Genomic DNA, 25,396 nt, shown 5'->3' on the forward strand with positions numbered 1-25,396 from the left:
GCCTCACGAGCTGCGAGCGAGCCGATGGAGGGCCCACCACGCTAGCGGCCGGTAGGCCTGCCCGACGATGGGCGGCAGATCCATCGCCATGTGGCAGCGACACCCGCCCCGACGAACCTCGACGCGGTGCTCGCCCGTCGTCGTCAGCCCCAGGACGCTGACGCGCCAGCTCCACGTCCTCGCCACCGCATCGACGTCGGTGATGACGAACCGCCCCACCGTCACCGGCCCGAGACGCCATCGTCCTTGCGTGCCGGGACGGATCACCACGGCATCCGCCTCGACCGGCGGCATGTGCGGCGACCAGTCACGCCACCGATCGACGTGCACGTAGGCCTGCCACGCCGCATCGACACTCGCGGGCCCGTCAGCATGGACGTCGATGCGCTTCATGTCCGAATGCTAGGCGTTCCAACGGAACCCAGGTCGCGCAGAGCCCTCGGGCGCCCCGCGCCGACCCCAGCGCGCACGATGGCGCGTAACTCACACGTAGGCGTGCAGTTGCGTGCCTACCTGTGAGTTACGCGCCATCGTGAGGGTCAGGCGACCCTCGACTCCGTTCGCTTGATCCTCTGCGCGCGGACTACTCCTTGGCTCAGTTCCTCAGCGCCCGATTCGGCAGGGCCGGGCCATCGCACGCTCCGGCGCGGACCTACCTCGGTCGGGCTTGATCGTCACTGAGCCCACGGCGCGCTTCGTCAACGCTCCCTACGCCGAGGTGTGAACGCCTCGCAAGCTCGGCATCCACACCCTCGACTCCGCTCGCTCGATCCTCAGCGCGCGGCTTTCTTGTCTCGCCGACGACGGTGCAGAATCGGCTCGGTGTAGCCGTTGGGCTGCTTCGTTCCCTCGAGGATCAGCTCCTTGGCCGCGTTGAACGCGATGCCGTCGAAGCCCGGCGCCATGGGCTCGTACTTCGCGTCCCCGGCGTTCTGCTCGTCGACGACCGGCGCCATGCGCTTCAGCGACTCGAGGATCTCGTCTTCGGTGACGATGCCGTGCTGCAGCCAGTTCGCGAGCAGCTGGCTGGAGATGCGCAGCGTCGCCCGGTCCTCCATGAGCGCGACGTCGTGGATGTCGGGCACCTTCGAGCAGCCGACGCCCTGGTCGATCCAGCGCACGACGTAGCCGAGGATCGACTGGCAGTTGTTGTCGAGTTCCTCGCGCTTGTCGGCGTCCGACCAGTTCGTGTTCTCCGCGAGCGGGATCTGCAGGATGTCGTCGACCGATGCGGCCTTGCGCTTCGCGAGCTCCTCCTGCACGGCGAACACGTCGACCTGGTGGTAGTGCAGCGCGTGCAGCGTCGCGGCGGTCGGTGACGGCACCCACGCCGTCGTCGCGCCGGCCTTCGGCTGGCCGATCTTCTGCTCGAGCATGTCCTTCATCAGGTCGGGCATCGCCCACATGCCCTTGCCGATCTGCGCCTTGTGCGCGAGACCGTCAGCGAGGCCCACGTCGACGTTGTTGTCCTCGTACGCCTTGATCCACGTGGAACCCTTCATCTCGCCCTTGCGGATCATCGGGCCCGCGAGCATCGACGTGTGGATCTCGTCGCCGGTGCGGTCGAGGAAGCCCGTGTTGATGAACACGACGCGCTCCTTCGCGGCGTCGATGCAGGCGGAGAGGTTGACCGTCGTGCGGCGCTCCTCGTCCATGATGCCCATCTTGACGGTGTTCTTCGCCAGCCCGACGACGCTCTCGACGCGCTCGAACAGCTCGTTCGCGAACGCGACCTCCTGCGGGCCGTGCATCTTCGGCTTGACGATGTAGATCGAGCCGGTGCGCGTGTTGCTCACGCCGTCCTTGTCGGCGAAGCCGTGGAGCGCAGCCGGGACGGTGACGAGGGCGTCGAGGATGCCCTCGCCGATCTCGTTGCCGTCGGCATCGAGGACGGCGTCGCTCGTCATGAGGTGGCCGACGTTGCGGACGAACAGCAACGAGCGGCCCGGCAGGGTGAACGTGTCGCCGCCGGGGGAGACGTATTCGCGGTCGGGGTTGAGCTCGCGCTTGAACGTCTTGCCGTTCTTCGTGATCTCCTCGGCGAGGTCACCCTTGTTGAGGCCGAGCCAGTTCGTGTAACCGAGCACCTTGTCCTCGGCGTCGACGGCGGCGACGGAATCCTCGAGGTCCATGATCGTCGTGACGGCCGACTCGACGAGGACGTCCTTGATGCCGGCCGGGTCGGTCGCGCCGATCGGGGACTCGGCGTCGATCTGGATCTCCAGGTGAAGACCGTTGTGCTTCAGCAGGATTCCCTCCGGCTGCGCAGGCAGCCCCACGTAGCCGGCGAACTCGTCAGTGTTCTTCAGCGACGTCGTGCGCTCACCGTCGAGGTGGACGACGAGCTCGCCGCCGTCGACGCCGAAGCCGGTGACGTCGGTGTACGAACCCTCGGCGAGCGGGACGGCAGTGTCGAGGAAGTTCTTCGCGAACGCGATGACGGCGTCGCCGCGCACCGTGTTGTACGAGGTGCCCTTCTCCTTGCCGTCGGCCTCGTCGATCGCGTCGGTGCCGTAGAGCGCGTCGTAGAGCGAACCCCAGCGGGCGTTCGACGCGTTGAGCGCGAAGCGGGCGTTGAGGATCGGCACGACGAGCTGCGGGCCGGCCTGGTCGGTGATCTCACGATCGACGTTCTGCGTCGTGATGCTGAACTCGGCCGGAGCGTCGACGAGGTAGCCGATCTCGGTGAGGAAGCTCTTGTACGCGTCGAAGTCGGGCTTGCCCGGGTTGGCGCGGTGGTAGTCGTCGATCTTGGCCTGGAGGTCGTCACGCTCGGCGAGCATGGCGCGGTTCTTCGGGCCGAGCTCGGCGACGACGTCGGCGAAGCCCTTCCAGTACGTGTCGGCGTCGATACCGGTGCCGGGCAGGACCTGGTCGTTGATGAAGTCGTACAGGATCGTCGCGACCTGCAGACCGTTCACCTCGGTGCGCTGCGTGTCAGCCATGAGCGTTTCCTTCCTCGCGGGGGCATGCCGCCCCCTACGTTACTGGTCGGTAACGTCTCTGTGGGGCAAATGCCGCAACCCGCGCGCAGGCTCGGCGCCGACCGGCGGGCCCGCGTCCTGACGCGCAGGGGGCAACTCCGCCCCAGGAAAGGTCTCGTCAGGCGCGGTAGTGCCGTTCGATCGCCCGCGCCACTTCATCGGCGCTCATGCGGACACGCGCTGCCTCGGTGATATCCGCCCCCGGCGACGGGCGTGAGCCCTCGGTGCCGTCGACCTTGACCACGAACATCGGTCGTTGCATGGAGCGGAAGTGCAGGCGCCCCACGTATTCACCGAGGATGCCGAGCGACAGCATGATCACACCGCTGAAGAGCGCCACCAGGGACACGAGCGAGGTGAATCCTGCGACCTCGATCGATCCGGTGAGGCGCTGCACGATGACCACGACCAGAAGCACGACACCGAAGAAGGAGGCAGCCCAGCCGAGCCACGTCACCAACCTCAAGGGCAGCGTCCCGTACCCGGTGATCATGTTGAGTGCGTGACGGATGAGCGCGCCCAGCGTGTAACCGGAGCGTCCCGCAGCACGCTCGTCCATGACGACCGGCACGGCCCTGATCGATGTCGTCGTCCAACTCAGCAGGACGTCCAGCGACACGAAGGGGTCGACGACGTCGATGAAACCATCGCGCAGGTCCGTACGGAACGCGCGGAACGCGCTGACGTCCCTCGCGTTGGGCACGCCGGCCAGTGCCAGTCCTGCCTTGACCGAACGTGAGGCGAACGACCGGACGAACCCGTGCTCTTCTTCGGTCGCCACGCCGTAGACGAGGTCGGTGAAGGAATCCTCGAGGGGAGCCAGCAGCGCGGCCAGCTGGTCAGGGCGGTGTTGCCGATCGTCGTCCATGGTGACCGTCACGGGGTAGCGGGCCCGCGCGACACCCGCGAGCAGCGCATTGTGCTGGCCAAAGTTGCGCCGCAGCAGGACCGCGTGCAGCGTTCCCGGGTACGTCAGCTCGAGTTCGCGCGCAATGGCATACGTGTCGTCGGGCGAGCCGTCGACGACGAGGATGACTTCGAACGCCTCGGCGATCTTGGGCAGCTCGACATGGAGGTCCTCGACGAGCGGTCGGATGGTGTCACGCGAGCGATAGCACGGGATGACGACGGAGATCTTCATGCAGGACGTCGCTCTCAGTTCGAGGATGCGGTTTCGGACGAATGCGCTTCGGCGGGCGCCTTGGGGCGGAACGAGAAGAACCGGTGGCCCAGGTAGGAGCCCACCGCCACGACCGCGATGGCGATCACCTGCGCCACGAAGGGCGGCATGCCGAGGACCTCCACCAGGAAAGGTGTCATGACCAGGCCGGCCAACGCCCCGCTCGTCCAAACGCTGAGGAAGCGTAAGTAGTCCGACGCGACGGAGTTGGTCGAGGCGAAGACGAGTGTCCGGTAGGCGGGAAACGCCGCGGCGATCGTCAGCACCTGAGCCACGCCGATGGCGAGCATGTAATGAAGGTGAGCCAGCAGACCGAGCACGAACGTGGACAGGTAGACCACCTGCGTCGTCCCTGCGACCACGAGATAACGAATCTCGTTGCGCGCCCAGAGGCGTCGAAGCTGCGTGGTCACCATGCGTGCATCCTAGTGTGCCCGCTTGGCGCGCCTCGTTCCGCCGCGGGTGGCGCTGCGCTAGTTTGGCTGGGTGGAACGCATCTATTTCTCTCGCCCATACCTCGCCGGGATGGAATTCACCCATCTCAACGCCTCGCTCGCTTCGACCTCGTGGCACGGGGACGGCGAATTCACGAACCGGGCCACCGAATGGCTGCGCGAGCGCACCGGCGCCGAGGGCGCGCTCCTCACCACGTCCTGCACCCACGCGCTCGAGCTCGCGGCGATCCTGTTGCATCTGGGCCCCGGTGACGAGGTCATCGTCCCGAGTTTCACGTTCTCGGCCACGGCCACCGCCATCGCCTCCCGCGGCGCGACCCCCGTCTTCGTGGACATCGAACCGCGAACGCTGAACCTCGACCCCGAAGCTGTCGAGGCGGCCGTCACCGGGCGGACGAAGGCCATCTTCGTGGTGCACTACGCCGGCGTGGCCTGTGATCTCGACGCCATCCAGCGCATCGCCGACCGGCACGGGTTGGCCATCGTCGAGGACAACGCCCACGGCATCGGCGCCTCCTTGCGTGGGCAGCACCTCGGCACCTTCGGCACGTTCGGCACCCAGAGCTGGCACGACACCAAGAACGTCACCAGCGGTGAGGGCGGTGCGCTGCTCATCAACGACCCCAAGTACATCGAGCGGGCCGAGATCGTGCGCGAGAAGGGGACGAACCGCGCGGTGTTCCTGCGCGGCCAGGTCGACAAGTACACGTGGGTCGACGAAGGTTCCTCCTACCTCCCGAGCGACCTGCTCGCGGCGCTCCTCTACGGCCAGTTCCAGCGCTTCGACGAGATCCAGGAGCGACGCCAACACGTCTGGCACGCCTACGCCGACGCTCTCCCGCAGTGGGCGCAGGAGCAGCGCGTTGACCTGATGCACGTGCCGGAGGGCCGTGAGCAACCCGCGCACATGTTCTACGTCATGATGCCCACCCATGAGGATCAGTCGGGCCTCATCAGCCACCTGCGCGAGCGCGAGATCATCGCGACATTCCACTATCAGCCGCTCGACAGCGCACCCGCCGGGCTGCGTCTTGGGCGCACCCCCTCTCCGTGCGTCATCACAGCGGACCGCGCGAGCCGTCTCGTTCGCCTTCCGCTGCACGCCGGCATGAGCAAGGCGGACACCGCCCGCGTCATCGACGCCGTCACCACCTACCGCACGACCACATGAGTTGGGCGGGGCTGGCCGGCGCCGGCGTCAGTGTCAGTGACAGCCCGCTCGAGCAGCGCCGGTTCGGGGTGACGGTGGGACGGGTCGTCGTCGGCAACGACACCCCGACCACGACGACTGCTGCGGCGCTGGCCGAGGCACTTCACGGTGCATCCCACGATGTCCTCGTCGTCCGGTGGCCCTCGGAGCGGGTGGCGCTCGCAGCGACGGTCGCGTCGAGCGGTCGAATCGTCCTGCCCGCCGACGTCCTGACGTACTGGGAGGTGGCTGCCGAGGAGCTCGCCCGCGTCGCGTTGCGCGACGGGGGCGCCCTCCGCATCGATCGGGGTAGCGACCGTGCCGCTGACGGCATCGAGTCGCTCGTCTCGGTGGTCGAGTCGTCGTTCGCGGCCTACGGCAACCACTACACCGCCAATCCTGCATTCGATCCCGAGCTCGCCCTCGCCGGATACGTCGAGTGGGCCCGGACGGCGTTCGAGCGTCACCCCGACGACGCCTGCTTCCTGATCGACGGCGCCACTCCGATCGGTGTGGCGACCCTGTCCGAGGACCGCGAACGAGGAGACCTCGAGGTCGAGCTCGCAGGTCTGGTCCCTGATTCGCAGGGCCGCGGGCTGTACGGGCATCTCCTCCGCGCGGTCGGGGACGAGGCGCTCCGCCGGGGGCTGGGCCGCGTCATCATCTCGACGCAGGCGCACAACGTTCGTGTGCAGCGCGCGTGGGCAGGCCTGGGCCTACGGCCGTTCGCCGCGGTGACGACCGCACACGCGGTGCGTCCCGGCTCGTCTGCAGCGCAGATGCTGAGGGCTCAGCGCAGCTGATAGATCGTCATCGATCCCGACGAATACGCCTCATGGGCGAGGGACGCGAGTTCGGGTGAGACGGGGCCGGCCGCCAAGTCCGCGATGAGCCACCGCACACCGCGCCGATGCAACTCGTCGATCGTGGCGGCGGTCGGCGCGGTGAAGGCGCGCTCGTTGAGTGCTAACAGCGCCTGATCGTGGAACGGCTGCCGAGTCGAACGCAGACCGCCCACACCTTGCATCGCGTGCGCCTCGGCCGTGTAGGCCCACCCCTCGACCAGCGCACGCCGCTGGGAGAAACCGGTCACCCAGAATCCGCGCGCGTCACAGTGTGGGGTGGTGCGCTTCGCCGTGCAGTGCATGTTGGTCGCGACGAGATCGTCGGCCGGCGTGTGGTCGGCGACCCATCGAAGGGCATCCAACTCCTCCGCGCTCACCGCACTCTTGAAAGGCTTGGTCGTCGAGGCCTGATCCAGGCGGGGCAGGACGCTCCACACGGACAGAGCGGTAGCCAGAACACCGATGACCGCGATCGAGTCTCGCGGCGCTCGGTTGCCGGCGACCACCATGATCGCGAGAGCTGCGGAGATGACCAGCAGCAGAGTAACGCTCGGCCTGCCGCGCAGAGCGGTGACGATCTGTGGGAGCACCGAGGCGACCACCACGGCAGTGGAGAGGATGACACCCATGGTCGTGCCCGGCCGGGCGCGCAGCAGGATCGCCGCGGTGGCGGCCAGCGCGAGCCCAACGAGCAGCGAGACGCCGAGTGTCTCGACGAGGAAGCCGCGGCTGGGCTGACGGCCGATGAACGAGTACCGGGACAGGGCAGCCAAGAGGGTTGCGACGAGGGCGCCGACCAGTGCCCCGGCGAGAACCGCTCGTCGAACAGTCTGTCCCGAGACGAGCGCGCGAGCACGGCGGGTCGCGTCACGAAGACCCCACAGGGCCAAGACCTGCAGGGCGGGGAGCGCGCCCATCATGAAGTAGACCTGTGAGGAACCGTCCTGATTGAGCAACAACATGGCAAGAAAGCCGCCGATGCCGACCCCGAGCAGCAGCCAGGCGAACGCCACTCCTCGGCGCAGCAGTGACCACGCCGGTGCGAGCCACACGAAGGACATCAGGAAGTGGGCCAGCAGCAGCGCCAGAACGATCAGCGCATGCGGCCGTTCGAGCCCCGGCATGACGAGAGATTCGATGACGTGCTCCTTGACGCCGGTGAGAACGGCCCAGGCCGGCGTGATCCGCGCACCCGCGAACAGTTGGGGGGAGACGCCCGCCGCTCCACCGGCAGCGAACACCATGCCGGCGACGATGGTGACCAAGCCGAGGCCGAACGCACCTGTCGCCCGGCGCACCGTCGTGTCGACGGGCCCAAGCCACCGCGCCGTGACGGTACGCAGCCAGGCCAGACCGGTGCCTGTCAGGATGACCGGGGGGATCGACGACTTCGCTCCGACGGTGCTCAGCGCAGCTGCGACGAGCAATGACAACTGGCCACGCCCGGCCCGGCCCGCATAGAGGTCGAACAGGAGGATCAGGACGAACAGGAGGATGAGCAGGCCGAATAGTTGGGAGGGGCTGTGCAGATTGAGGGCGGCGTGACCCGGGAAGCTGAACCACGTGAGACGTAGTTCGGTGCCGAACGCCAGGAGCACCGCGGCGAGCGCACCCGTGATCGACGAGCCCGTGACCCGGCGCCCGAGGACGTAGGCCAGGCCGACGGCGAGCAGACGCAGCGGCGGCTCCCAGAGGCGCGCGTACACCGTCACCAGATCCAGCCCGGAGGCCTCCGACATCGTCCAGATGTTGGCGTTCGCGAACCAGTGGTACATGAACGTGGGCCCCGCCACGTTCGGGGTGGTCGGGGGAACGCCGCGACCGAGTTCGGCGGCCAGCCCGAGATGCCAGTAGTCGTCGCTGTACCAGTCGAGCGGACCGGGCGGAAGCTGCGTGGACGCGGCGAAGCCGGAGCCCCACGCGATCACGACTCCGGTGGCCGCCAGGGCCATCAGCCACGACGCCACGGACGGGACGTGCTCGCTCGGTGATGCCGTGACGATTCTCGTCCTCGTGCGACGGGGAACGAGCAGGACGGCGCCCAGGAGGAACGGCCACGCCACGAGCAACAGGGGCATGCCGATCGTGGCGGCAAACGCCCAGACCGGGGTGAGCAGAACCAGACCTGTGACGCTGTCCAGCGCGAGTTCGTCCACCAGGTCGCCAGCGCGGCCCAGTGCGAGACGACGCACGAGGAGGCCGGGAAGGGTGACCACCAGGGCGAAGCACACCAGATACCAGAGCACCGACAGGACTGGAGTGTCGGTGCGCACCCAGATCAGGAGAAGAAGTGCCGCCACCATCGCTGCCGGTAACCACGCCACGAGCCTCGGCGGGCGACGCTCGTCGAGCTCGCCGTCACGAACCGAAGCGTCGGCAGCCCCGCTGGGAAAAGACACATCCACTCCTCTCGCCGCCGCTCGCCGGCGCCCAAGCGCACACACTATGCGACGCAGGGGTCATCGCCCCGGTCTCAGCCCGGTGCTAGATGAATCGGTTTCCCTCTTGGGCCGCGGCCTCTGGGCGGGTGGCCTGTTCAAGCTGAACCGGGCGCACGCGTCATTTCCTCGGCCGATATCGGTTGACGAGCGCTCGAGGGGCGAGGTGTGGGAACGGTCGAGCGGGTCAGGCGGCCACGTGAGCGTCGAGCCAGGCGAGGATGTCGGCGACGACCTCGTCGCGGTTCGTCTCGTGGAGGATCTCGTGGCGCGCGCCGGGGTAGAGCGTCAGGGTGACGTCGTGCACCCCGACGCCGCGCAGCAGATCGGCGACGGGTCGCACGCCCTTGCCGTTGTCGCCGGCCGGGTCGGCCTCGCCGGAGATGACGAGAACCGGCAGATCCGACGGCGTGCCGGCCGCGAACGAACGCCGGTTGACCAGGCGCAGCCCGCCCAGCATGTCGGCGTAGAACGCGGCGGTGCAGACGAACCCGCACAACGGGTCGGCGACGTAGTCATCGACGGCGGCCTCGTCGCGCGAGAGCCAGTCGAAGTCCGTGCGCGCAGGCGCGAACTGCTTGTTGAACGCCCCGAACGACATCGTGTCGAGGAGCTTGCTCGCGTGCGTGCGCCCCCGCAGACGGCCCTCGGCGCGCGCGACCTGACGTCCGACGCGGCCCAGCAGCCCAGGATCGGCGGGCGTTCCGGAGACGATGAGACCCGCCAGTAGATCGCCGTGTTGCGCCGCGAACGTACGCACCAGTAGCGAACCCATGCTGTGCCCTAGCAGGACGACGGGGCGACCCGGCACCTCGGCCTGCGCGCGCCGCGTCACCTGGAGCAGGTCGTCGACGACGCGCGCCCACCCGTCATCGTCAGCGAAATGACCGAGCACACCACCCTCGGCGGTGCGCCCGTGCCCACGGTGATCGTTCGCGTAGACGGCGTACCCGGCCGCGTTCAACTCCTGCGCGAACCGCTCGTAGCGCGCCGAATGCTCCGCCATGCCGTGAGCGATCTGCACGACGGCGCGCGCTTCTCCGTCCGGCAACCACCGCTGACCGCGGATGACGACGCCGTCACTCGCCGCGACCTCGAACTGCTCTGCTGCCATGTTGACCTCCGGTGTGATTCCGCGACGCTCTTGGATGGGGCGTGAAGACCCCATCGAACCACGCCGACCCGCGATGTTGCCCGGGATTCGGGGCTCCCGTGCCCCAGATCCCGGGCAACATCGAGTGATCGTCAGAGAACTACAGAACCATTCTTCTCGGTTCTCTTCGTCAACGTTCACTTCGGCAGGATCCTCGCTGTGACATGCGCGTCCGCCCGCGCCCGGCATGGCTGGAGCAATCCTCGCTTCGCTGCGGTGACCCCACCCATGCCGTACTCGACGGACACGACGCTGCGGTCCTACCTTCGTTCACTAGATCCTCAGAGAACCATCCGAAACAGGGGCGAGTCGGGATCCACCCGCTCAACCCGCGCCGGCGACGCATCGATCCGCGCAAGCAGATCGGGCAACGACGACGGGTCGCCCAACTCCAGGCCGACGAGCGCCGGGCCCGTCTCGCGGTTGGAACGCTTCGTGTACTCGAACAACGTGATGTCGTCGTCAGGCCCGAGTACCCCGTCCAGAAAACGCCTCAACTGCCCGGGTTCCTGCGGAAATTCGACGATGAAGTAATGCTTGCGGCCCTCGAACACGAGCGAACGCTCGACGACCTCCGCATAGCGCGACACGTCGTTGTTTCCGCCCGACAGGGTCGCGAGGACGAGCTCGCCATCGGCGAAGTCGACACCGGGCAACGCTGCGGGCGCGAGCGCGCCGGCAGGCTCCGCGATGATGCCGTCGCTCTGATACAGGTCGAGCATCTCCGTGCAGATCTGCCCCTCCGGCACGCTGAAGCACGGCACGCCGCCGGCAGCGATGATCGGGTACGTGTGCGCGCCGAGCAGACCGACCGTCGCGCCGTCGACGAACGGATCGGTCACCGGCACCGCCACCGGGCGTCCCTCAGCAAGCGCCGCCTGCAGCGACGGCGCCCCCACCGGTTCGACGCCGACGATGCGCGTCGACGGATGGCGCTCCCGCACCCACGCCGTGATGCCCGCCAGCAACCCGCCGCCACCGACGGGCACGACGACGACGTCCGGCACCTTGCCGTACTGCGCCTCGCACTGCGCGAACGCCTCGAGCGCGACGGTGCCCTGCCCCGCGATGGTGCGGACGTCGTCGAACGCGGGCACGAGCGTCGCCCCGGTCGTCGCAGCGAATTCTCCTGCAGCGGTAGCGGCGACGTCGTACGTGTCGCCCTGGACGACCGTCTCGACCCACGGCCCGCCGAGCACTCGAACCCGCTCACGCTTCTGACGGGGCGTCGTGCGCGGCAGGAAGATCGTCGCCTTCACGCCGAGGCGCGAGCACGCGTATGCGACGCCCTGGGCATGGTTGCCGGCCGACGCGCACACGACGCCCGCCGCGCGCGCGTCGTCGTCGAGCTGCGCGATGAGGTTGCTCGCTCCACGAATCTTGTACGAGCGCACCGGCTGCTGATCCTCGCGCTTGAGCACGACGCTCGCGCCGAACTTCGTCGACAGGCGGCTGCTCTCGAACAGCATCGTGGGGTGGAGCAGGTCGGTGAGGCGCTCGGCGGCGGCTTCGACGTCGGACGCATCGACCTCGGGACGCAGGGTGGGTGTGCTCGTCACGTCAGCCACCGTCTCACGGGCGACCCCGCGAATGTCGGGATGAACCGGATCGCGGATGCCCCCCTGGTCTCCCGCGTGCGACCCGGCAACCTCGGGCGCGGCTCAGCCGACGACGGGTGACGCAGCGGAAGCTGCGGCAGCTTCCTCGCGGCACGCGCGGCAGACGCCCCAGTACGTCACCTCGGCCTCGTCGATGTCGAACCCCTCGCTGAGTTCGGACTCGTGCGCCGCCGTCAGGCACGGTGTGTCGCCGACGGCACAGGGGATGTCGACGATCGTCGCGCATTGTCGGCACACGAGGTGGTGGTGGTTGTCGCCGACGCGTCGTTCGTAGAGCGCGGATTGGCCGGCCGGCTCGATGCGGCGGATGATGCCGTGCGCCGTCATCGCATGCAGGGCGTCGTAGACGGTTTGCGTCGAGACCTTGCCGTAACTGTCGCGCACCGCCTGGATGACGGTCTCCGCATCCGAGTGGGGGCGCGTCTCGAGGGCATCGAGGATGGCGACGCGCGGGCCGGTGATCCGCAGGTTCACCTGACGCAGCATGGTGCGCGGATCGGTGGCGGGCGTCGTCGTCATGCCTCCATGATGCCGCGATTTCTGGAACGAATCAAGAAAGTCTGCTCGTCGAGTGGGGCAGGGTCCGCAGATCGGCTATGATGGTTGGCGAGGGGAGTACTTCCCACGTCTCGGCTCCGGTCAATACGAGCGCGATCATGCGCGCTCCCGGTTCGAGAGCGGCGGATCGTTCCGCGGCGAAGGAGACCTCAGTTCGTCACTCATGCGATCTGAGGTAGTTCCATGCACTCCCTGGCCACCCCCACTCTCTGGGCCGTGACGCTCATCGGGCTCATCGTCCTGTTCGCGCTCGACTTCCTCGTCACGCGCAAACCTCACGAGGTATCGCTCAAGGAAGCGACGGCCTGGTCGACGTTCTACATCGCGTTGCCGGTCGCGTTCGGCGCCTGGTTGTGGAGCGCGCACGGCTCGACGACGGGCACCGAGTTCTACACCGGCTACCTCGTCGAGAAGTCGCTCAGCGTCGACAACCTGTTCCTGTTCATGATGCTGCTGACGGCGTTCGCCGTGCCCAAGATGTACCAGCAGCGGGTGCTCCTCATCGGCGTCGCCGGCGCCCTCGTCATGCGCGCCATCATGATCGCGCTCGGCGCGCAGTTGCTCACGAACTTCGCCTGGATGTTCGTCATCTTCGGCGCGTTCCTGCTGTGGACGGCCGTGAAGGTCTGGCGCGACACCCGTCAGGGCGACGACCACACCGTCGACCCGGGTGACATGCGCATCGTCAAGGTCATCCGCCGTTTCTTCCCCGTCACCGACGGCTACCGCGGCTCCGCGATGCTCGTGCGAGAAGATGCTGACGCCGGCGCCACCGGTCGGTCCGTCCGTCGCGCGTTGACGCCTCTGGCCGTCGTGACGCTGGCCGTCCTCGCGACGGACGCCTTGTTCGCGCTCGACTCGGTGCCCGCCGTCTACGGCATCACGTCCGACCCGTACCTCGTCTTCGTGACGAACGCGTTCGCGCTGCTCGGTCTGCGCGCGCTGTACTTCCTCGTCGAGGGCGTCCTCGGCAGGCTCGTACACCTCGGCTACGGTCTCGCCGTCATCCTCGCGTTCATCGGCTACAAGCTCATCGCGCACTGGGCGCACGACGTCTGGTCATGGGTGTGGACGCCGTCGACGGCCGTCTCGCTCAGCGTCATCGTCCTGTCGCTGCTGACGGTGACGGCGACGAGCTTGGTCGCCACCCGTCGTCGCTGAATCACGAGACAAGCCCGCCGCGCAGGCCTGTGAGGCCTGCGCGGCGGCGCGCTGTCTGCATCGCCGGGTGCCGGGCCACTCGCGCGCTACACGCGCGCGTGTTCGCGCGCCGGCACATCGGGGGTGCCGGCCGAACGCACGAGATGCCGGGCTCGCGCGGGAAACCAGGGGTCACGATCCTGCGGCGCGCCCTCGGGTTCGACGACGGCGTAGACGGCGAGCATCTCGGGCGGAAATGGGGCGAGGGAGCGCGCGAGATCATCGTCGACGTAGTTGACGCGCAGCTTGCGGCTGATCGTGCCGTCACCGTCCATGCGGTACTCGATCTTGAGCACCTTGTCCTCGGGCAGATCGTTGAGGATGTCGTCGAGGCCACGCACCTCGCTGACGCTCCAGCGGCTGCGATGCACCTCGAGCGCGTCACCGTAGATGGGTGTGAGCAGTCGCGTCGTGAGCTCGACGTCAGTGGCGCTGGCGATGACGCGCGGTCGCCCGTCGTCGAGAAAACGGACGCGACGCAGCATGGCGCCGCTCGAGAACAGGCCGGCCTCGACGGAGCGCACGTGCGCGCTGACGGGGGTGCGGTCCTTCGTCAGCGGACCGGGGATGTCGTGTGCGTGCGCCCAAGCGTCCCCCGGCTCGAGTTCGCACGCACTGATCTCGTACCCGGTCCACGTCGCACGCCCGAACACGGGCTGCCCCACGAGCGGCCGCGCCTTCTTCGCGCAGTCGGTGGCCAGTGCTACGAAGGGCGTCTGCTCCCACGTCAGATGCGGCGGCGAACCGAACGGCAGCACCCCACAGCCCGTCAGGACGACCTCGTCCTCACACAGCGCCAACTGCCCCCGCAGTTCGACGCTCATCCCCTCGTCGAGCACCAAGCTCGTCATCGGATTGCTCATCGGCCTCCGCCCCCGGCTGACGGTGACGGCCGCAGGCGCCCCGTTCATTCATGCATTATGAGATCCGACTCATAAGTTGTGCAAGGGGCAACAATTCGGTGGCGGAGGCCGAAATTAGGTTGCTGGGGTCAGCGGCGCCGCAGGATGCGCAACGAGCCCGTCTGCGACACCTGCTCGAAGCCGTCGCCCAGGGCGCGTTCGACGACATGCCACGGTGCCTGCCCGCCGTCGGCCGGGTCGGGGAAGACGTCGTGCACCGCGAGCAACCCGCCGACGCTGACGTGCGGCGCGAACGCCGCGTAGTCGTGCTGCGCCATCTCCTCGACGTGGTTGCCGTCGAGGAAGAGGAACTCGACGGGGGTGCGCCACCACGTCGCGACCTGCGCCGTCGTCGCGACGACGATGCTGACGACGTCCTTGACGTGCTCGTCCCACGTGCGACGAAATGCGGGCAGCGTGTCGAGCAGCCCCGAGTGCTCATCGACCATCGACGTGTCGTGCCACTCCCAGCCGGGCTGATTCTCCTCGCTGCCGTGGTGATGGTCGACGGTCACCACCTGCGTTGCGGCGTCGGACGATCCGGCGACGACGCGCGCCGCCTGCGCGAGCAGCACCGTCGACTTGCCGCAGTACGTGCCGATCTCGAGCCAGGTGCCGGGACGGGCTCTCGCGGCCGCCTCGTACAGGGCCTGACCTTCGTCGTCGGGCATGAAACCGGTCGTCGCGTGGAAGGCGTCGAGGACGTCCTGGGGAAGGGGCGGGGTGCTCATCGGGGCTCCTCGTGGTCTCTGGCGGCGCTATGGCTCGGCGTGCGGGCCGGCCACGTCATGGCGTGGAAGAAGTTGGCGGCGGGCGTGAGGCCGTCGAGGGCATCGGCGGCGAGCAGCATCGCGCCGGCGCTCCATCCCGTCTGCTCGACGGGCCACACGGCGTCGTCGTCGACGACGTACCCCGTCCAATAGCCGCCGCTCGTGTCGCGTGTGTGCTGCAGGTCCGCGAAGACGGCGCGGGCCTCGCGTCGCGCGCGATCTTCGTGCGGCGTGCCGTCGAGGCAACACAGCGCCATGACGAGTTCGGCGCTCTCCCCGCCGGTGACCCACGGTCGGTCGTCGACGCAGCGGACCCCCTGGCCCTCGATGACGAAGCGATCCCAGTCGCGACGCAGGTGCGTGGCAGCGTGGTCGCCGACGAGCGCGCCGCCGAGGACGGGGTAGAACCAGTCCATCGAGAAGCGGCGACGGTCGGCGAACAGTTCGACCTGACGCACCGCTGCCGCGAGCCGGGCGCCGGATTCGCGCCAGGATGCAGCGTCATCGATGTGGCCGAGGGTATCCGCGATGGCGGCCGCGGCCCACAGCGACTGCAGGATGCTGGCGTTGCCGGTGAGCAACGCATGGTCGCCGAGGCCGCCGCGACGGTTGATCGCCCAGGCGATCGTGCCGTCGTCGCGCTGGGCCGTCAGAGCGTGTCGGATCGCCGCACGGACCATCGGCCAGTTCTCGGCGAGGATGCCGCGGTCGGGGCCGTCGCCGCGCCCTGCGCCGGTGACGAGCGCGAGATGCCAGACGCCGACGGCCGGGTAGGCGCACTGGTTCGTGTCGCTCTCGTCCTGTTCGACGACGCCGTCTCTCACGCGCATCGGCCACGAGCCGTCCTCACGCTGCGTTTCGCGCAGGTGCTGTAGGCCGAGACGGGCGCGTTCGCTCAGCTGCTCGGCGGTGTGATTGACACGTGGTGATCCGGTTTCACGTGAAACATGGGCGGCGATCGTCAGGCCCATGAGTGCCTCGGTGTGGTTCCAGGCGTCCCACTGCCCGCCGACGAACCACGGCAGCGCGCCGTCGTCGCCCTGGAGGTGAGCAATGAACAGGCCTGTCTCGCAGACTTGTTCACTGGTGAGGGCTGGCGTCATCGGCGCGACGGGGTTCAGTACTGCTTCTGCAGGTACACGACGAAGCTCTTGCCCATGACGGGGTTGAGCGCCCTCTCGGCCTGACGCGTCAGCGCCGGCGCCTTCATCATGTCCCAGACGAGCATGCGGTGATACGCCTTGACGGCGGGGTTGGTGTCGTTGTCGACCCCGACCGCGCACTTGAGCCACCAGTACGGCGAGTGCAGCGCGTGCGCGTGGTGCGTGCCGAGCGTCGTCAGGCCACGCTTCTCGAGCTTGCCGACGAGTTCGCTCGCCTTGTTGATGCGCACGTGGCCACCCTCGACCTCGTGGTAGGGCGTCGACAGGGCCCAGCAGATCTTCTCGGGCCAGTACCGCGGCACCGTCACGGCGACGAGGCCGCCGGGCTTCGTCACGCGCACGATCTCGTCGATGGCGGCGTCATCCTCGACGATGTGCTCGAGCACTTCGGAGGCGATGACGCGCTCGAAGCTCGAGTCGTCGAACGGCATCGCGCGGGCGTCACCCTGGACGGTGCGGTAGGCGCCGCTCGCAGGCACCTGGCCCTCGGCGGCCATGGCGTCGAACATCGTCTGCACCTCGTCGAGGTCGGACCGGCTGAAGTCGAACGCCGTGACGTCCGCGCCGCGACGCAGCGCCTCGAAGCTGTGACGCCCCTGCCCGCACCCGACGTCGAGCACCGTCATGCCCGGGCCCAGGGTGAAGCGGTTGAAGTCGACGGTCAGCATCGGGCGATCTCCTCGGTGTAGACGGCGGCCGTCGCCTCGGCGACAGCCCGCCATGAGTATGTCGTGACGGCGCGACGGCGACCGACCCGTCCGAATCGTGTTCGGGTCTCCTCGGATTCGAGCAGGCTGACGATGCCGCCCGCGAGAGCGCGCGCATCACCTGGCTCGACGAGGATGCCGGCGTCGGAGCCGTCGGCGTCAGCCCTCGTGTCCGCCTCGCCCGTCGCGTGGGCGCGTGGGCCGGCGCTCCCGCCGTGGGTGGCGGGAGCCCTGCCTGCGCTGCCGGTGACAGCCGACGTCTCGCCGTCGGTGCCGTGCACGAGTTGTGGCAGCGCGCCGACGCGCGTCGCGACGACGGGTGTGCCGCACGCCATGGCCTCGACCGCGGGCAGCGAGAAACCTTCATAGAGACTCGGCACGACGTGGACGGCGGCGCTCGCGAGTAGACCCGCGAGGTCGTCGTCGCTGATGCCGCTGACGAACCGGACGCGAGGGGACAACCCGAGGGCTTCGAGTTGGGTCTCGACCGCGCGGTTCGGTGTGCCGACGACGACGAGTTCGCGCCACGCGTCCTGCGGTAGGAAAGCGAGCGCGTCGATGAGCACGCTCAACCCCTTGAGTGGCACGTTCGCGCTCGTGATCGTCGTCAGGCGTCCGGGCACGCGGTGGCGCGCCGAACCGTCAGGCCAGAACGTCTCGACGTCGACGCCCGGGGCGGACGTCTCGACGGCGATCCCAGGTGCACTCTTCGCGACGCCGGCGTCGGGCGTGAACGTCTCGACGTCGACGCCGACGGGGATGACGCTGATGCGTTCGCGGTCGACCTCGAATTCTCGGACGATGTCGTCGCGGCTCGTCTCGCTCACGGTGATGATGCGGCTGCTCGCGCGGGCGACGCGCGCCTGCATCGGCACGAACTGGTACCAACGCCATTTCGTGTACTTGCGCCACGGGTTCGTCGCGGCCTCGATCTCAAGGCGGCGGTCGGCGCTGATCGGGTGGTGGATCGTCGTGACGACGGGCAGGCCGCCGCGCGCGATGTCGAGCAGGCCCGGCGCGAGCGTCTGGTTGTCATGCAGGACGTCGAACTCTCTTGACCGCGTACGCATCTCGCGCGCCAGTCGCATCCCGAACGTGCGTGGTTCGGGAAACGAACCCGACAGCATCCCCGCGTATTCGACGACGTCGATGCGGTCGCGCAGTTCGCGCGGATGGGGGTGACGGAACGGGTCGTCATCGTTGTAGAGGTCGAGGCTCGCCAGCTTCTCGAGGCGCAGTCTGCCGGGGTTCGTCGGCTCGATGCTCGCCGTCGCGCCGGCCCGCTTGGTTGACGACGTCTGGCGACTCGCTGGACCCGTCGCCCGGTCAGTCGCACGGCCAGCCACAAGGCGGGCGTCGTCCAGTTCGGGGTAGGGAGGGCCGGAGAAGACGGTGACGTCGTGGCCGAGAGCGGCGAGTTCGCGGCTGAGGTGACGCACGTAGATGCCCTGGCCGCCGCTGTGCGGCTTGCTGCGATAGGAGGACAGCGCGATGCGCATCGGGCCCTCCTTCGCAAGCGGCGTGGTTCGGTGGTCAGCCTACTCGGACGCTACTCGCGGGTACGACAACGTGTGGCGGCACGCGCACCCGTGGCGTCGATCACCACATAGGGTGCAGGTTGTATCGGCCGTCGATGAAGGTGGCTTTTCGCGTCTGACTGCACCGCGATTCTCGTCCACATCTGCACCTCTTGTCCCCATCTGCGATTCCTGTCCCCCTTCGCGATTTTCGTCCACATCGGCGAACGGCGTCCACGTTCGCCCCGAGAGGATCCCATGAGCTCAACAGCATCCGCCCCGCGCGTCGGCGGTGAGCGTCGCAACTCGGTGATGAGCAATGTCGCGCGTGGTTCGCTCGGCAATCTCATCGAGTGGTTCGACTTCTACAACTACGCGATCTTCACGACGTACATCGCGTCGAACTTCTTCGCCAAGGGTGATGAGACGCAGGCGCTGCTCGACACGTGGGCCGTCTTCGCCATCACGTTCCTGATGCGGCCCATCGGGTCGTGGTTCTTCGGACGCTACGCCGACCGCAAGGGTCGCCGCGCCGCCCTGACGACGTCGGTGCTGCTCATGGCGCTCGGTACCCTCATGATCGGCGCGGCGCCGACCTACGACCGGATCGGCATCTGGGCGACCGTCCTGCTCTGGGTCGGGCGCGCGATCAGCGGCTTCAGCGTCGGCGGTGAATACGGGACGACGGCCGCGTACATGTCGGAGATCGCGACGCCGAACCGTCGCGGGTTCTACTCGAGCTTCCAGTACGTGACGCTCGTCGGCGGCCAGGTGCTCGCAGCGTTGCTGCAGGTCGTCCTCCAGCACGTGCTCGACAAGGAGCAGATGCACACCTGGGGGTGGCGTCTGCCGTTCTTCATCGGCGCCGCGGGCGCACTCGTCGTGCTGTGGCTGCGGCGCAGCATGGACGAGACGGCTGACGTCGCGGATACCGCCTCGGGCGGCGCTGCGGCAGGTACCTCGACCGAGAACAAGGGCTCGCTCGGCCTGCTGTTCCGCGAGTACTGGCGGCCGTTCATCGTCGTCGTCGGCCTGACGATCGGCGGGACGACGTCGTTCTACGTCTACACGACCCTCATGCAGAGCTACATGAAGAAGGTGGCGGGGCTCGACGCGGACACCGTCTCGATCGTCAACCTGTGCGCGCTGACGGTGTTCATGATCGTGCAGCCGCTGTACGGACTGCTGTCCGACAAGATCGGGCGACGCACCATGCTGCTCATCTTCGGCGTCGGCTCGCTCATCATCACGTGGCCGGTGCTCGGCGCGATCCGTTCGGTCGAATCGGGCCTCGCGGCGTTCGGGCTGCAGCTGTTCGCGCTGCTCATCGTCGCGTTCTACACGTCGGTCAACGCTGTCGCGAAGGCCGAGCTCTTCCCGACGCGCGTGCGCGCCCTCGGCGTCGGACTCGGATACGGCCTCGCGAACGCCGTCTTCGGTGGCACCGCGCCCTACATCGGCACCTGGTTCGCCTCCCATGGCAACGAGAAGGGCTTCCGCGTCTACCTGCTCGCGTGCGTCGCAGTGTCGCTCGCCGTGTACCTGTGGGGGCTGCGCAACAAGACGGTGACTGAACTCGATCGCGACTTCGGCTCCGCCTGGGGTGACGCGCCGGACGCACCGTCGTCCGATGACGCCCGCCCGGCGGGTCGCTGAGCGTCGCGCGCCCGCCTCATCTGCGATTCCTGTTCCCATCGGCGAATCTCGTCCACGTTCGTTCGTCCAACTTTTCCTCGAGGAGCCTGCGTGCCATCAGCTCTCGACGGCCTGCTCATCGCCGACTTCGGCCGTGTCCTGGCCGGCCCTTACGCGACGATGCTGCTCGGCGACCTGGGCGCCGACGTCGTCAAGATCGAGCGCCCTGACGGCGGTGACGACACGCGCGCCTGGGGTCCGCCGTTCACCGAGGACGGGGAGGCGACGTACTTCCTGTCGGTCAACCGCAACAAGCGCGGCGAGTTCTGGGATCTTCGCGAGGCGGACGATCTCGCCGCCGCACGCGATCTCGTGACGCGCGCCGACGTCGTCGTCGAGAATTTCTTGCCGGGGACGATGGCGCGGCTGGGGCTCGGGTATGAGCAGGTGCGCGAGTGGAACCCTGACGTCGTCTACGTCTCGATCACCGGTTTCGGTGAGTCGTCGTTGCCCGGGTACGACCTGCTCGTGCAGGCAGTCGGTGGCCTCATGTCGGTGACCGGGCCGCCCGACGAGCCGACGAAGGTCGGCGTCGCGCTCGTCGACGTCGTCACCGGTCTGCATGCTGCCGTCGGCATGCTCGCGGCGTTGCGGCATCGCGACGCGACAGGGGAGGGGCAACGCGTCGAGGTGTCGTTGCTGTCGTCCCTGCTGTCGGCGCTGACGAATCAGGCCGGCGCGCACGTCATGACGGGGGCCGTGCCGCGCCGCATGGGCAACCGTCACCCGTCGCTCGTGCCGTACGAAGTGTTCGAGACCGCGGATCGGCCGCTCGCCATCGCCGTCGGCAATGATCGCCAGTTCGCCTGCGCCGCAAAGGTGCTCAGTCACGACGAGTGGACGCAGGACGCCCGCTTTGCGACCAACTCCGCGCGGGTCGAGCATCGCGACGACCTCGTCCCGCTGATGCTCGAGGCGCTGTCGGCACATGGGGCGCAGGAATGGGCCGAGCGTTTCGCGGACGCCGGTGTGCCCGCCGGGCCCGTCAACGATCTCGCGCAGGCGTTCGCGCTTGCCGAGTCGGTCGGCCTCGACATGCGTGTCGACGTCGAGGGCGTCGCGCAGGTCGCCAACCCGATTCGGATGTCGGCGACGCCAGCGAGCTATCGGCGCCGCCCGCCTCGCCTGGAGGCGTGACGTCGACGTCGAGTCAGGCGAGGGCGACTCAGTCGAGATCGAGCTGAGGATTCACCGCGCCCACCGTGCGAAGGCGCTCGATGACGACGCCCGCACGACGGCGGGTTTCCGGACTCACCGCGTCGTCGGAGCGGGCGCTCACCGTCAGGCGTGTTGCGCCGTCTCGCACGCCGAGGCGAACGTAGGGCCTCTCCGCGGCGCTCGATTGCGGCGTCGCTTCCAGTGTGCTCAAGGCCGTCGCGGCATCCGACCATCCGTGGGTCCGCGTCGTCGGACCCACGGCGACGGTGGCGTACGTCTGCGCACACCGGAAGGTCAGATGCGTGCTTATGCCGTCGGTGCCGGCCACCTTGCGCAGGACGGCGACCGTCGGAGCGGTCACTCGGTCGAGATCCTCGCACTTCGTTGCGATGACGTCGGATTCCACGACGAAGGTCGCCTTCGCCGCGGGCTGTGCGCGGTCGGGGAGCAAGCGCGCTTCCGTCCGCGGGTTCGTGCGCGCCACGTCGAGATAGGCCTGCGCCTGCGCCGTCGTCAGGGCTGGGCCGGAGGTGGTCACGGCGAGGCTGTTGTCGCCGCTCGCGTTCAACCCGGCGGTGAAGAAGTGGATGGACGCTGGGATGTTTGCCGCCATTGGGTACGCGCCCTCGGGGTAGCGGCTGCGGACGAAGGCCGCGGCGTCCCGAACGTTCGCGGCCGTCGCGTCGTCCGTGAGGTCGATGGCGACGTCGAACCCGTAGCGCTGACCCTTGCAGCCGTCGATGCACTCGATCGCTTCCTCGGCGCGAACCCGTGCCACGCCGGGCCGCTTTTCGAGTTGCTCCTCGAGAGCATGTGCGTAGGCAGGCGCCGGCTGGGTCGGTTCGCGGAACGAGGAATCGTGCCTTGTGAGGTTGACGACGGCGACACCGGCCGCGATCAGCGCCACCACCAGGGCGAGCGCCACCGTCAGCGGCCAGCGTCGTGTCGTTGTCATGGTGTTTGGACGGCAACGCCCGCGCGCCGGTTCCACGGCCCGCGCGGCGAGCGGTTCTGGCGGGCGAGCGCGGCGGGAAGAGATTGCCTCCGGTGTTTGTTTGAATGGCCGACGAACCACAATCTTTTTTCGAGGAGCAAGGCCTGTGGCAACCATCGAACTGACCGGTGAGAAGTTCACCGAGACCATCGAGAACAACGGCATCGTCTTCGTCGACTTCTGGGCGGCCTGGTGCGGCCCGTGCCGTCAGTTCGCGCCCGTGTTCGAGGCGGCGAGCGAGAAGCACGACGACATCGTCTTCGCGAAGGTCGACACCGACGCCGAGCAGGAGCTCGCGGCGGCCGCGAACATCCAGTCCATCCCGACGCTCATGGCGTTCCGCGACGGCCTCATGGTGTTCTCCAACTCGGGCGTGCTGCCCGCGGCGGCCGTCGAGGACCTGATCCGTCAGATCCGTGAGCTGCCGATGGACGACATCCGCGCCAAGATGGAGGCCGACGCCAAGGCCCGCGAAGCCGGCATGGGCGCGGGTGGCGGCTGCGGCTGCGGCGGGTGCAACTGCGGTCGCGCCGAGAGCGAAGAGACCGCAGCCCAGGCCTGAGCCTCGACGAACGCCCGGCGCCCCGACGAGGGGTGCCGGGCGTTCGCGTGTTCATGACGCGTCACGCGTTCGCCGTCGAGCGCCGCCGGTCACGGTGCGGGCCGCAGGTCCAGCGTGGACGTCGGCACCTCGAGTGCGCGCAGCTGCGCCACGACCGTCGTCGCGTCGTTCTTCACCTCGGACGTCGCATTCGTCGGGTGGCCCGTCACCGTGAGGACGGCGCTACCGTGCTTGTGCTTCAGGTAGACGCTGTCACGTCGGTACGACCTGCTGCCCGCCGGCGGGGTCATGAGCCGCGACAGGGTGTCGGTCATCGTCGACCATCCGGTCGTGTGCGTCGTCGCGCCGATCGGCACCTCACCCGCGGCGTGCTCGCACCGGAAGTGAAACTCCGCTGGCGTGCCCTTGCGGCGTATCGCCGACAGCGCGGTGACGGTGTTCGCGGCCGTCGCGTCGAGCGTCGCGCAATCGCTGGTCTTGATGGTGGAGCGAACGACGAACGACGGCGCGTCGTCCCTGCCTGACGACGACCATGACGCCGACGACGACGGGTTGACGCGGGCAGCCGCCAAGAACGCGTCGACCTGCGTGCTCGTCAACGCGCTGGCCCTGGTCGGTGACGAAGCCGTGCCGTGGCTGCCGTTGGTGGTCGGCACGATGGGACCACCATCCTGCGGCGAGTGCAGGCTGAAGCGGATTCGCCCGGGAGAACGTGCCCACTCCGGCGGAGCCGTGCGCGGGTAGAGCTCGTTGATCGTGCGGTTGATGTCGAGCACGTGGCGTGCGCTGGCGTCGTCCGTCAGTGTGACGTCGACGGTGAACTCATGGTCACGGCCCTGGCAGCCGTCGATGCAGTTCACCTTCATGACGACGCGCGAATTCGCCACACCAGGCTGGTGGCGCACGGCGTTCTCGATGTCGCGCGCGATCGCCGGGTCCGGCTGTGCCGGCTCCGATCCGCCGTGCCCGCCTGGGGCACCGATTCGGGACGACAGCGCGAACGCCGACACGGCGCCGATGATGCCCAGCACCGCGACGGCGATGGTGATGATGATGGACCGGCGCATGTCTTGCTTCCCTCGATGGTGTGCTGGTGTGACGTGCGCGCGGGGTGTGGTGGTTCCGTCGAGGCCGGTGGTGATGGCGTGCCGGCGCACCGCACGGCAGTGCTCTATCTCGTGTGTTTCGCGCGCCGCCGCCGGGCTACGAGATCGCACGAGGCACTTCTTGGCCCGACGTGTGCGGCGAGGGGTTTCCTGTGGACCGGCGGGATCAGGGGGTCTCGAGGCCGCCCCTCCACGTTGAGGTGCGTGGCCGGCTGCGTGTTGGATGGGCGCATGACTTCTTGGATCGCCCCGCATCTCGTCCTCGGCACGATGCATTTCGGCACGAAGACGGACGGGGCGACGTCATTCGCCCTCATGGATCGCTACGTCGACGCCGGTGGGCGCACGCTCGACACGGCCAACTGCTATGCGTTCTGGGCGAATCCGACGGGTGCGGGCGGCCAGAGCGAGCAGACGATCGGGGCGTGGCTGCGCGCCAACGCCGGCATCCGCGAAGGTTTGACGATTGCGACGAAGGTGGGTCAGGAACCGGCGCGGGCCGGCGACTTCACCGAGTGGGAGGGCCTCGCGCCTGACGTCATCGCCACCCAGTTCGAGCGAAGCCGAGAACGTCTCGGCATCGACGTCGTCGATGTCTACTGGGCGCACGGTGAGGATCGTTCGACGCCGATGCCCGACGTCGTCGCGGCGCTGGGTTCCCTTGTTGCGCGAGGGAAGGTGAGCCGGCTCGGTGTGAGCAACCACCCGACGTGGCGCGTCGAGCAGGCACGCATGCTGGCCGCCGAGCAGGGCGTTGAGCCGTTCACGGCGCTGCAGCTGACGACGTCATACGTCCGCCCGCGCCCCGACACGCAGGTGCCGGGCAAGGATCACCGTTTCGGGTTCGTCAGCGACGAGACGATCGACTATCTCGAGACGCATGACGACCTCGAGTGCTGGGCCTACAGCCCCCTGATCCAGGGTGCGTACGACCGTGACGACCGGCCGCTGCCCGAGGTCTACGACCACCCGGGGACGACGCGTCGCCTCTCGGCGCTGCGGTCGGTGGCTGACGAACTGGGCGCGCAGCCCGGGCAGGTCGTGCTGTCCTGGCTCGTGCAGGGCAGCCCGTCGATGCGCCCAATCGTCGGGGCAAGTTCGCTCGCGCAGCTCGACGCCGCACTGGCTGCTCCGCAGCTCAGCGACGCTCACATGGCGCGCCTCGACTCGGCTCGCTGACGATCCCCCCTCGTGCGCTGGG

Annotated in this window: 22 protein-coding genes; 7 read left to right on the plus strand and 15 right to left on the minus strand. The window is 68.4% G+C overall.

Translation table 11 applies throughout. The annotated features are described in order from the left end of the window. Positions 1-3: 3 nt before the first annotated feature. The 4 genes from DYE07_RS09410 to DYE07_RS09425 form a co-directional block, all read right to left on the minus strand. The gene (locus DYE07_RS09410; RefSeq protein WP_006946391.1) at positions 4-393 is read right to left on the minus strand and encodes an SRPBCC family protein; all 390 of its coding nucleotides are present in this window, start codon (positions 391-393) and stop codon (positions 4-6) included. Positions 394-773: 380 nt separating this feature from the next. Continuing rightward, the gene (locus tag DYE07_RS09415; protein ID WP_115296848.1) at positions 774-2,945 is read right to left on the minus strand and encodes a malate synthase G; all 2,172 of its coding nucleotides are present in this window, start codon (positions 2,943-2,945) and stop codon (positions 774-776) included. A 157-nt stretch (positions 2,946-3,102) separates the two neighbouring features. Then, positions 3,103-4,125 (minus strand): glycosyltransferase, encoded by a 1,023-nt coding sequence (locus tag DYE07_RS09420; protein ID WP_115296849.1) that lies wholly within the window; start codon positions 4,123-4,125, stop codon positions 3,103-3,105. A gap of 14 nt (positions 4,126-4,139) precedes the next feature. Beyond that, the gene (locus DYE07_RS09425) at positions 4,140-4,580 is read right to left on the minus strand and encodes a GtrA family protein (RefSeq protein WP_115296850.1); all 441 of its coding nucleotides are present in this window, start codon (positions 4,578-4,580) and stop codon (positions 4,140-4,142) included. A gap of 70 nt (positions 4,581-4,650) precedes the next feature. Between DYE07_RS09425 and rffA the strand changes: the two genes are divergently transcribed. Both rffA and DYE07_RS09435 read left to right on the plus strand, forming a co-directional pair. Beyond that, positions 4,651-5,790: a dTDP-4-amino-4,6-dideoxygalactose transaminase gene (gene rffA, locus DYE07_RS09430; RefSeq protein WP_237723818.1), complete on the plus strand. Its 1,140-nt coding sequence runs from the start codon at positions 4,651-4,653 to the stop codon at positions 5,788-5,790. Then, positions 5,787-6,611 carry a GNAT family N-acetyltransferase gene (locus DYE07_RS09435; protein WP_115296852.1) on the plus strand — a complete coding sequence of 275 codons (825 nt, stop codon included), beginning with the start codon at positions 5,787-5,789 and terminating at the stop codon, positions 6,609-6,611. Before rffA ends, DYE07_RS09435 begins: the two co-directional genes overlap by 4 nt. Here the strand turns inward: DYE07_RS09435 and DYE07_RS09440 are convergent. The 4 genes from DYE07_RS09440 to DYE07_RS09455 all read right to left on the minus strand — a co-directional run bounded on the left by DYE07_RS09440 (position 6,599) and on the right by DYE07_RS09455 (position 12,382). After that, positions 6,599-9,052: a hypothetical protein gene (locus DYE07_RS09440; RefSeq protein ID WP_147286915.1), complete on the minus strand. Its 2,454-nt coding sequence runs from the start codon at positions 9,050-9,052 to the stop codon at positions 6,599-6,601. The two genes, DYE07_RS09435 and DYE07_RS09440, sit on opposite strands and share 13 nt — an antisense overlap. A gap of 226 nt (positions 9,053-9,278) precedes the next feature. Then, positions 9,279-10,205 carry an alpha/beta hydrolase gene (locus DYE07_RS09445; protein ID WP_115296854.1) on the minus strand — a complete coding sequence of 309 codons (927 nt, stop codon included), beginning with the start codon at positions 10,203-10,205 and terminating at the stop codon, positions 9,279-9,281. 320 nt (positions 10,206-10,525) lie between these two features. Continuing rightward, a complete protein-coding gene (gene ilvA, locus DYE07_RS09450; protein ID WP_172462982.1) occupies positions 10,526-11,812 on the minus strand; it encodes a threonine ammonia-lyase IlvA in 1,287 nt (428 codons plus the stop codon). Positions 11,813-11,905: 93 nt separating this feature from the next. Beyond that, a complete protein-coding gene (locus DYE07_RS09455) occupies positions 11,906-12,382 on the minus strand; it encodes a Fur family transcriptional regulator (RefSeq protein WP_038569766.1) in 477 nt (158 codons plus the stop codon). Between the two features lie 222 nt (positions 12,383-12,604). On the opposite strand from DYE07_RS09455, the gene DYE07_RS09460 reads away from it, so the two are divergent. Further along, positions 12,605-13,582, plus strand: coding sequence for a TerC/Alx family metal homeostasis membrane protein (locus tag DYE07_RS09460; RefSeq protein ID WP_074040467.1), 978 nt, complete (start codon positions 12,605-12,607; stop codon positions 13,580-13,582). A gap of 86 nt (positions 13,583-13,668) precedes the next feature. Here the strand turns inward: DYE07_RS09460 and DYE07_RS09465 are convergent, their stop codons facing one another. From DYE07_RS09465 to DYE07_RS09485, 5 genes are all read right to left on the minus strand, one after another. After that, positions 13,669-14,532 (minus strand): hypothetical protein, encoded by an 864-nt coding sequence (locus DYE07_RS09465; RefSeq protein WP_143181241.1) that lies wholly within the window; start codon positions 14,530-14,532, stop codon positions 13,669-13,671. Between the two features lie 80 nt (positions 14,533-14,612). Next, positions 14,613-15,254, minus strand: a complete 642-nt coding sequence (locus tag DYE07_RS09470; RefSeq protein WP_062256800.1) for a class I SAM-dependent methyltransferase — start codon at positions 15,252-15,254, stop codon at positions 14,613-14,615. Continuing rightward, positions 15,251-16,396, minus strand: coding sequence for a prenyltransferase (locus tag DYE07_RS09475; protein WP_115296855.1), 1,146 nt, complete (start codon positions 16,394-16,396; stop codon positions 15,251-15,253). The genes DYE07_RS09470 and DYE07_RS09475 overlap by 4 nt, the downstream gene beginning before the upstream one ends. A 14-nt stretch (positions 16,397-16,410) precedes the next feature. Beyond that, complete coding sequence (locus DYE07_RS09480) at positions 16,411-17,124, minus strand: class I SAM-dependent methyltransferase (protein ID WP_115296856.1); 714 nt, start codon at positions 17,122-17,124, stop codon at positions 16,411-16,413. Further along, entirely contained in the window at positions 17,118-18,662 is a 1,545-nt protein-coding gene (locus DYE07_RS09485) for a glycosyltransferase family 4 protein (RefSeq protein ID WP_115296857.1), read from the minus strand. Before DYE07_RS09485 ends, DYE07_RS09480 begins: the two co-directional genes overlap by 7 nt. 276 nt (positions 18,663-18,938) lie before the next feature. Here DYE07_RS09485 and DYE07_RS09490 point away from each other — a divergent pair, with 276 nt between their 5' ends. Beyond that, positions 18,939-20,336, plus strand: coding sequence for an MFS transporter (locus DYE07_RS09490; RefSeq protein ID WP_115296858.1), 1,398 nt, complete (start codon positions 18,939-18,941; stop codon positions 20,334-20,336). A 90-nt stretch (positions 20,337-20,426) separates the two neighbouring features. Beyond that, on the plus strand, positions 20,427-21,512 hold the full coding sequence (locus DYE07_RS09495; RefSeq protein WP_115296859.1) for a CaiB/BaiF CoA transferase family protein: 1,086 nt from the start codon (positions 20,427-20,429) through the stop codon (positions 21,510-21,512). A gap of 28 nt (positions 21,513-21,540) precedes the next feature. Here DYE07_RS09495 and DYE07_RS09500 read toward each other — a convergent pair whose 3' ends face one another. Then, the gene (locus DYE07_RS09500; protein ID WP_170957244.1) at positions 21,541-22,488 is read right to left on the minus strand and encodes a hypothetical protein; all 948 of its coding nucleotides are present in this window, start codon (positions 22,486-22,488) and stop codon (positions 21,541-21,543) included. Between the two features lie 145 nt (positions 22,489-22,633). Here DYE07_RS09500 and trxA point away from each other — a divergent pair, with 145 nt between their 5' ends. Beyond that, positions 22,634-23,089, plus strand: coding sequence for a thioredoxin (gene trxA, locus DYE07_RS09505; protein WP_074046065.1), 456 nt, complete (start codon positions 22,634-22,636; stop codon positions 23,087-23,089). Between the two features lie 89 nt (positions 23,090-23,178). On the opposite strand, the gene DYE07_RS09510 is transcribed toward trxA, so the two are convergent. Then, the gene (locus tag DYE07_RS09510; RefSeq protein ID WP_074046064.1) at positions 23,179-24,156 is read right to left on the minus strand and encodes a hypothetical protein; all 978 of its coding nucleotides are present in this window, start codon (positions 24,154-24,156) and stop codon (positions 23,179-23,181) included. Between the two features lie 270 nt (positions 24,157-24,426). Between DYE07_RS09510 and DYE07_RS09515 the strand changes: the two genes are divergently transcribed. Beyond that, positions 24,427-25,374 (plus strand): aldo/keto reductase, encoded by a 948-nt coding sequence (locus tag DYE07_RS09515; RefSeq protein WP_074046063.1) that lies wholly within the window; start codon positions 24,427-24,429, stop codon positions 25,372-25,374. The last annotated feature ends 22 nt before the right edge of the window (positions 25,375-25,396 follow it).

It is taken from the genome of Dermacoccus nishinomiyaensis, assembly GCF_900447535.1.
In the GTDB taxonomy this organism is placed as follows: domain Bacteria; phylum Actinomycetota; class Actinomycetes; order Actinomycetales; family Dermatophilaceae; genus Dermacoccus; species Dermacoccus nishinomiyaensis.

Coding starts and splice junctions, on each gene's coding strand:
- DYE07_RS09410 (WP_006946391.1), bottom strand. CDS start 393: ATGAAGCGCATCGACGTCCATGCTGACGGGCCCGCGAGTGTCGATGCG.
- DYE07_RS09415 (WP_115296848.1), bottom strand. CDS start 2,945: ATGGCTGACACGCAGCGCACCGAGGTGAACGGTCTGCAGGTCGCGACG.
- DYE07_RS09420 (WP_115296849.1), bottom strand. CDS start 4,125: ATGAAGATCTCCGTCGTCATCCCGTGCTATCGCTCGCGTGACACCATC.
- DYE07_RS09425 (WP_115296850.1), bottom strand. CDS start 4,580: ATGGTGACCACGCAGCTTCGACGCCTCTGGGCGCGCAACGAGATTCGT.
- DYE07_RS09435 (WP_115296852.1), top strand. CDS start 5,787: ATGAGTTGGGCGGGGCTGGCCGGCGCCGGCGTCAGTGTCAGTGACAGC.
- DYE07_RS09445 (WP_115296854.1), bottom strand. CDS start 10,205: ATGGCAGCAGAGCAGTTCGAGGTCGCGGCGAGTGACGGCGTCGTCATC.
- DYE07_RS09455 (WP_038569766.1), bottom strand. CDS start 12,382: ATGACGACGACGCCCGCCACCGATCCGCGCACCATGCTGCGTCAGGTG.
- DYE07_RS09460 (WP_074040467.1), top strand. CDS start 12,605: ATGCACTCCCTGGCCACCCCCACTCTCTGGGCCGTGACGCTCATCGGG.
- DYE07_RS09465 (WP_143181241.1), bottom strand. CDS start 14,532: ATGAACGGGGCGCCTGCGGCCGTCACCGTCAGCCGGGGGCGGAGGCCG.
- DYE07_RS09470 (WP_062256800.1), bottom strand. CDS start 15,254: ATGAGCACCCCGCCCCTTCCCCAGGACGTCCTCGACGCCTTCCACGCG.
- DYE07_RS09475 (WP_115296855.1), bottom strand. CDS start 16,396: ATGACGCCAGCCCTCACCAGTGAACAAGTCTGCGAGACAGGCCTGTTC.
- DYE07_RS09480 (WP_115296856.1), bottom strand. CDS start 17,124: ATGCTGACCGTCGACTTCAACCGCTTCACCCTGGGCCCGGGCATGACG.
- DYE07_RS09485 (WP_115296857.1), bottom strand. CDS start 18,662: ATGCGCATCGCGCTGTCCTCCTATCGCAGCAAGCCGCACAGCGGCGGC.
- DYE07_RS09490 (WP_115296858.1), top strand. CDS start 18,939: ATGAGCTCAACAGCATCCGCCCCGCGCGTCGGCGGTGAGCGTCGCAAC.
- DYE07_RS09500 (WP_170957244.1), bottom strand. CDS start 22,488: ATGACAACGACACGACGCTGGCCGCTGACGGTGGCGCTCGCCCTGGTG.
- DYE07_RS09510 (WP_074046064.1), bottom strand. CDS start 24,156: ATGCGCCGGTCCATCATCATCACCATCGCCGTCGCGGTGCTGGGCATC.
- DYE07_RS09515 (WP_074046063.1), top strand. CDS start 24,427: ATGACTTCTTGGATCGCCCCGCATCTCGTCCTCGGCACGATGCATTTC.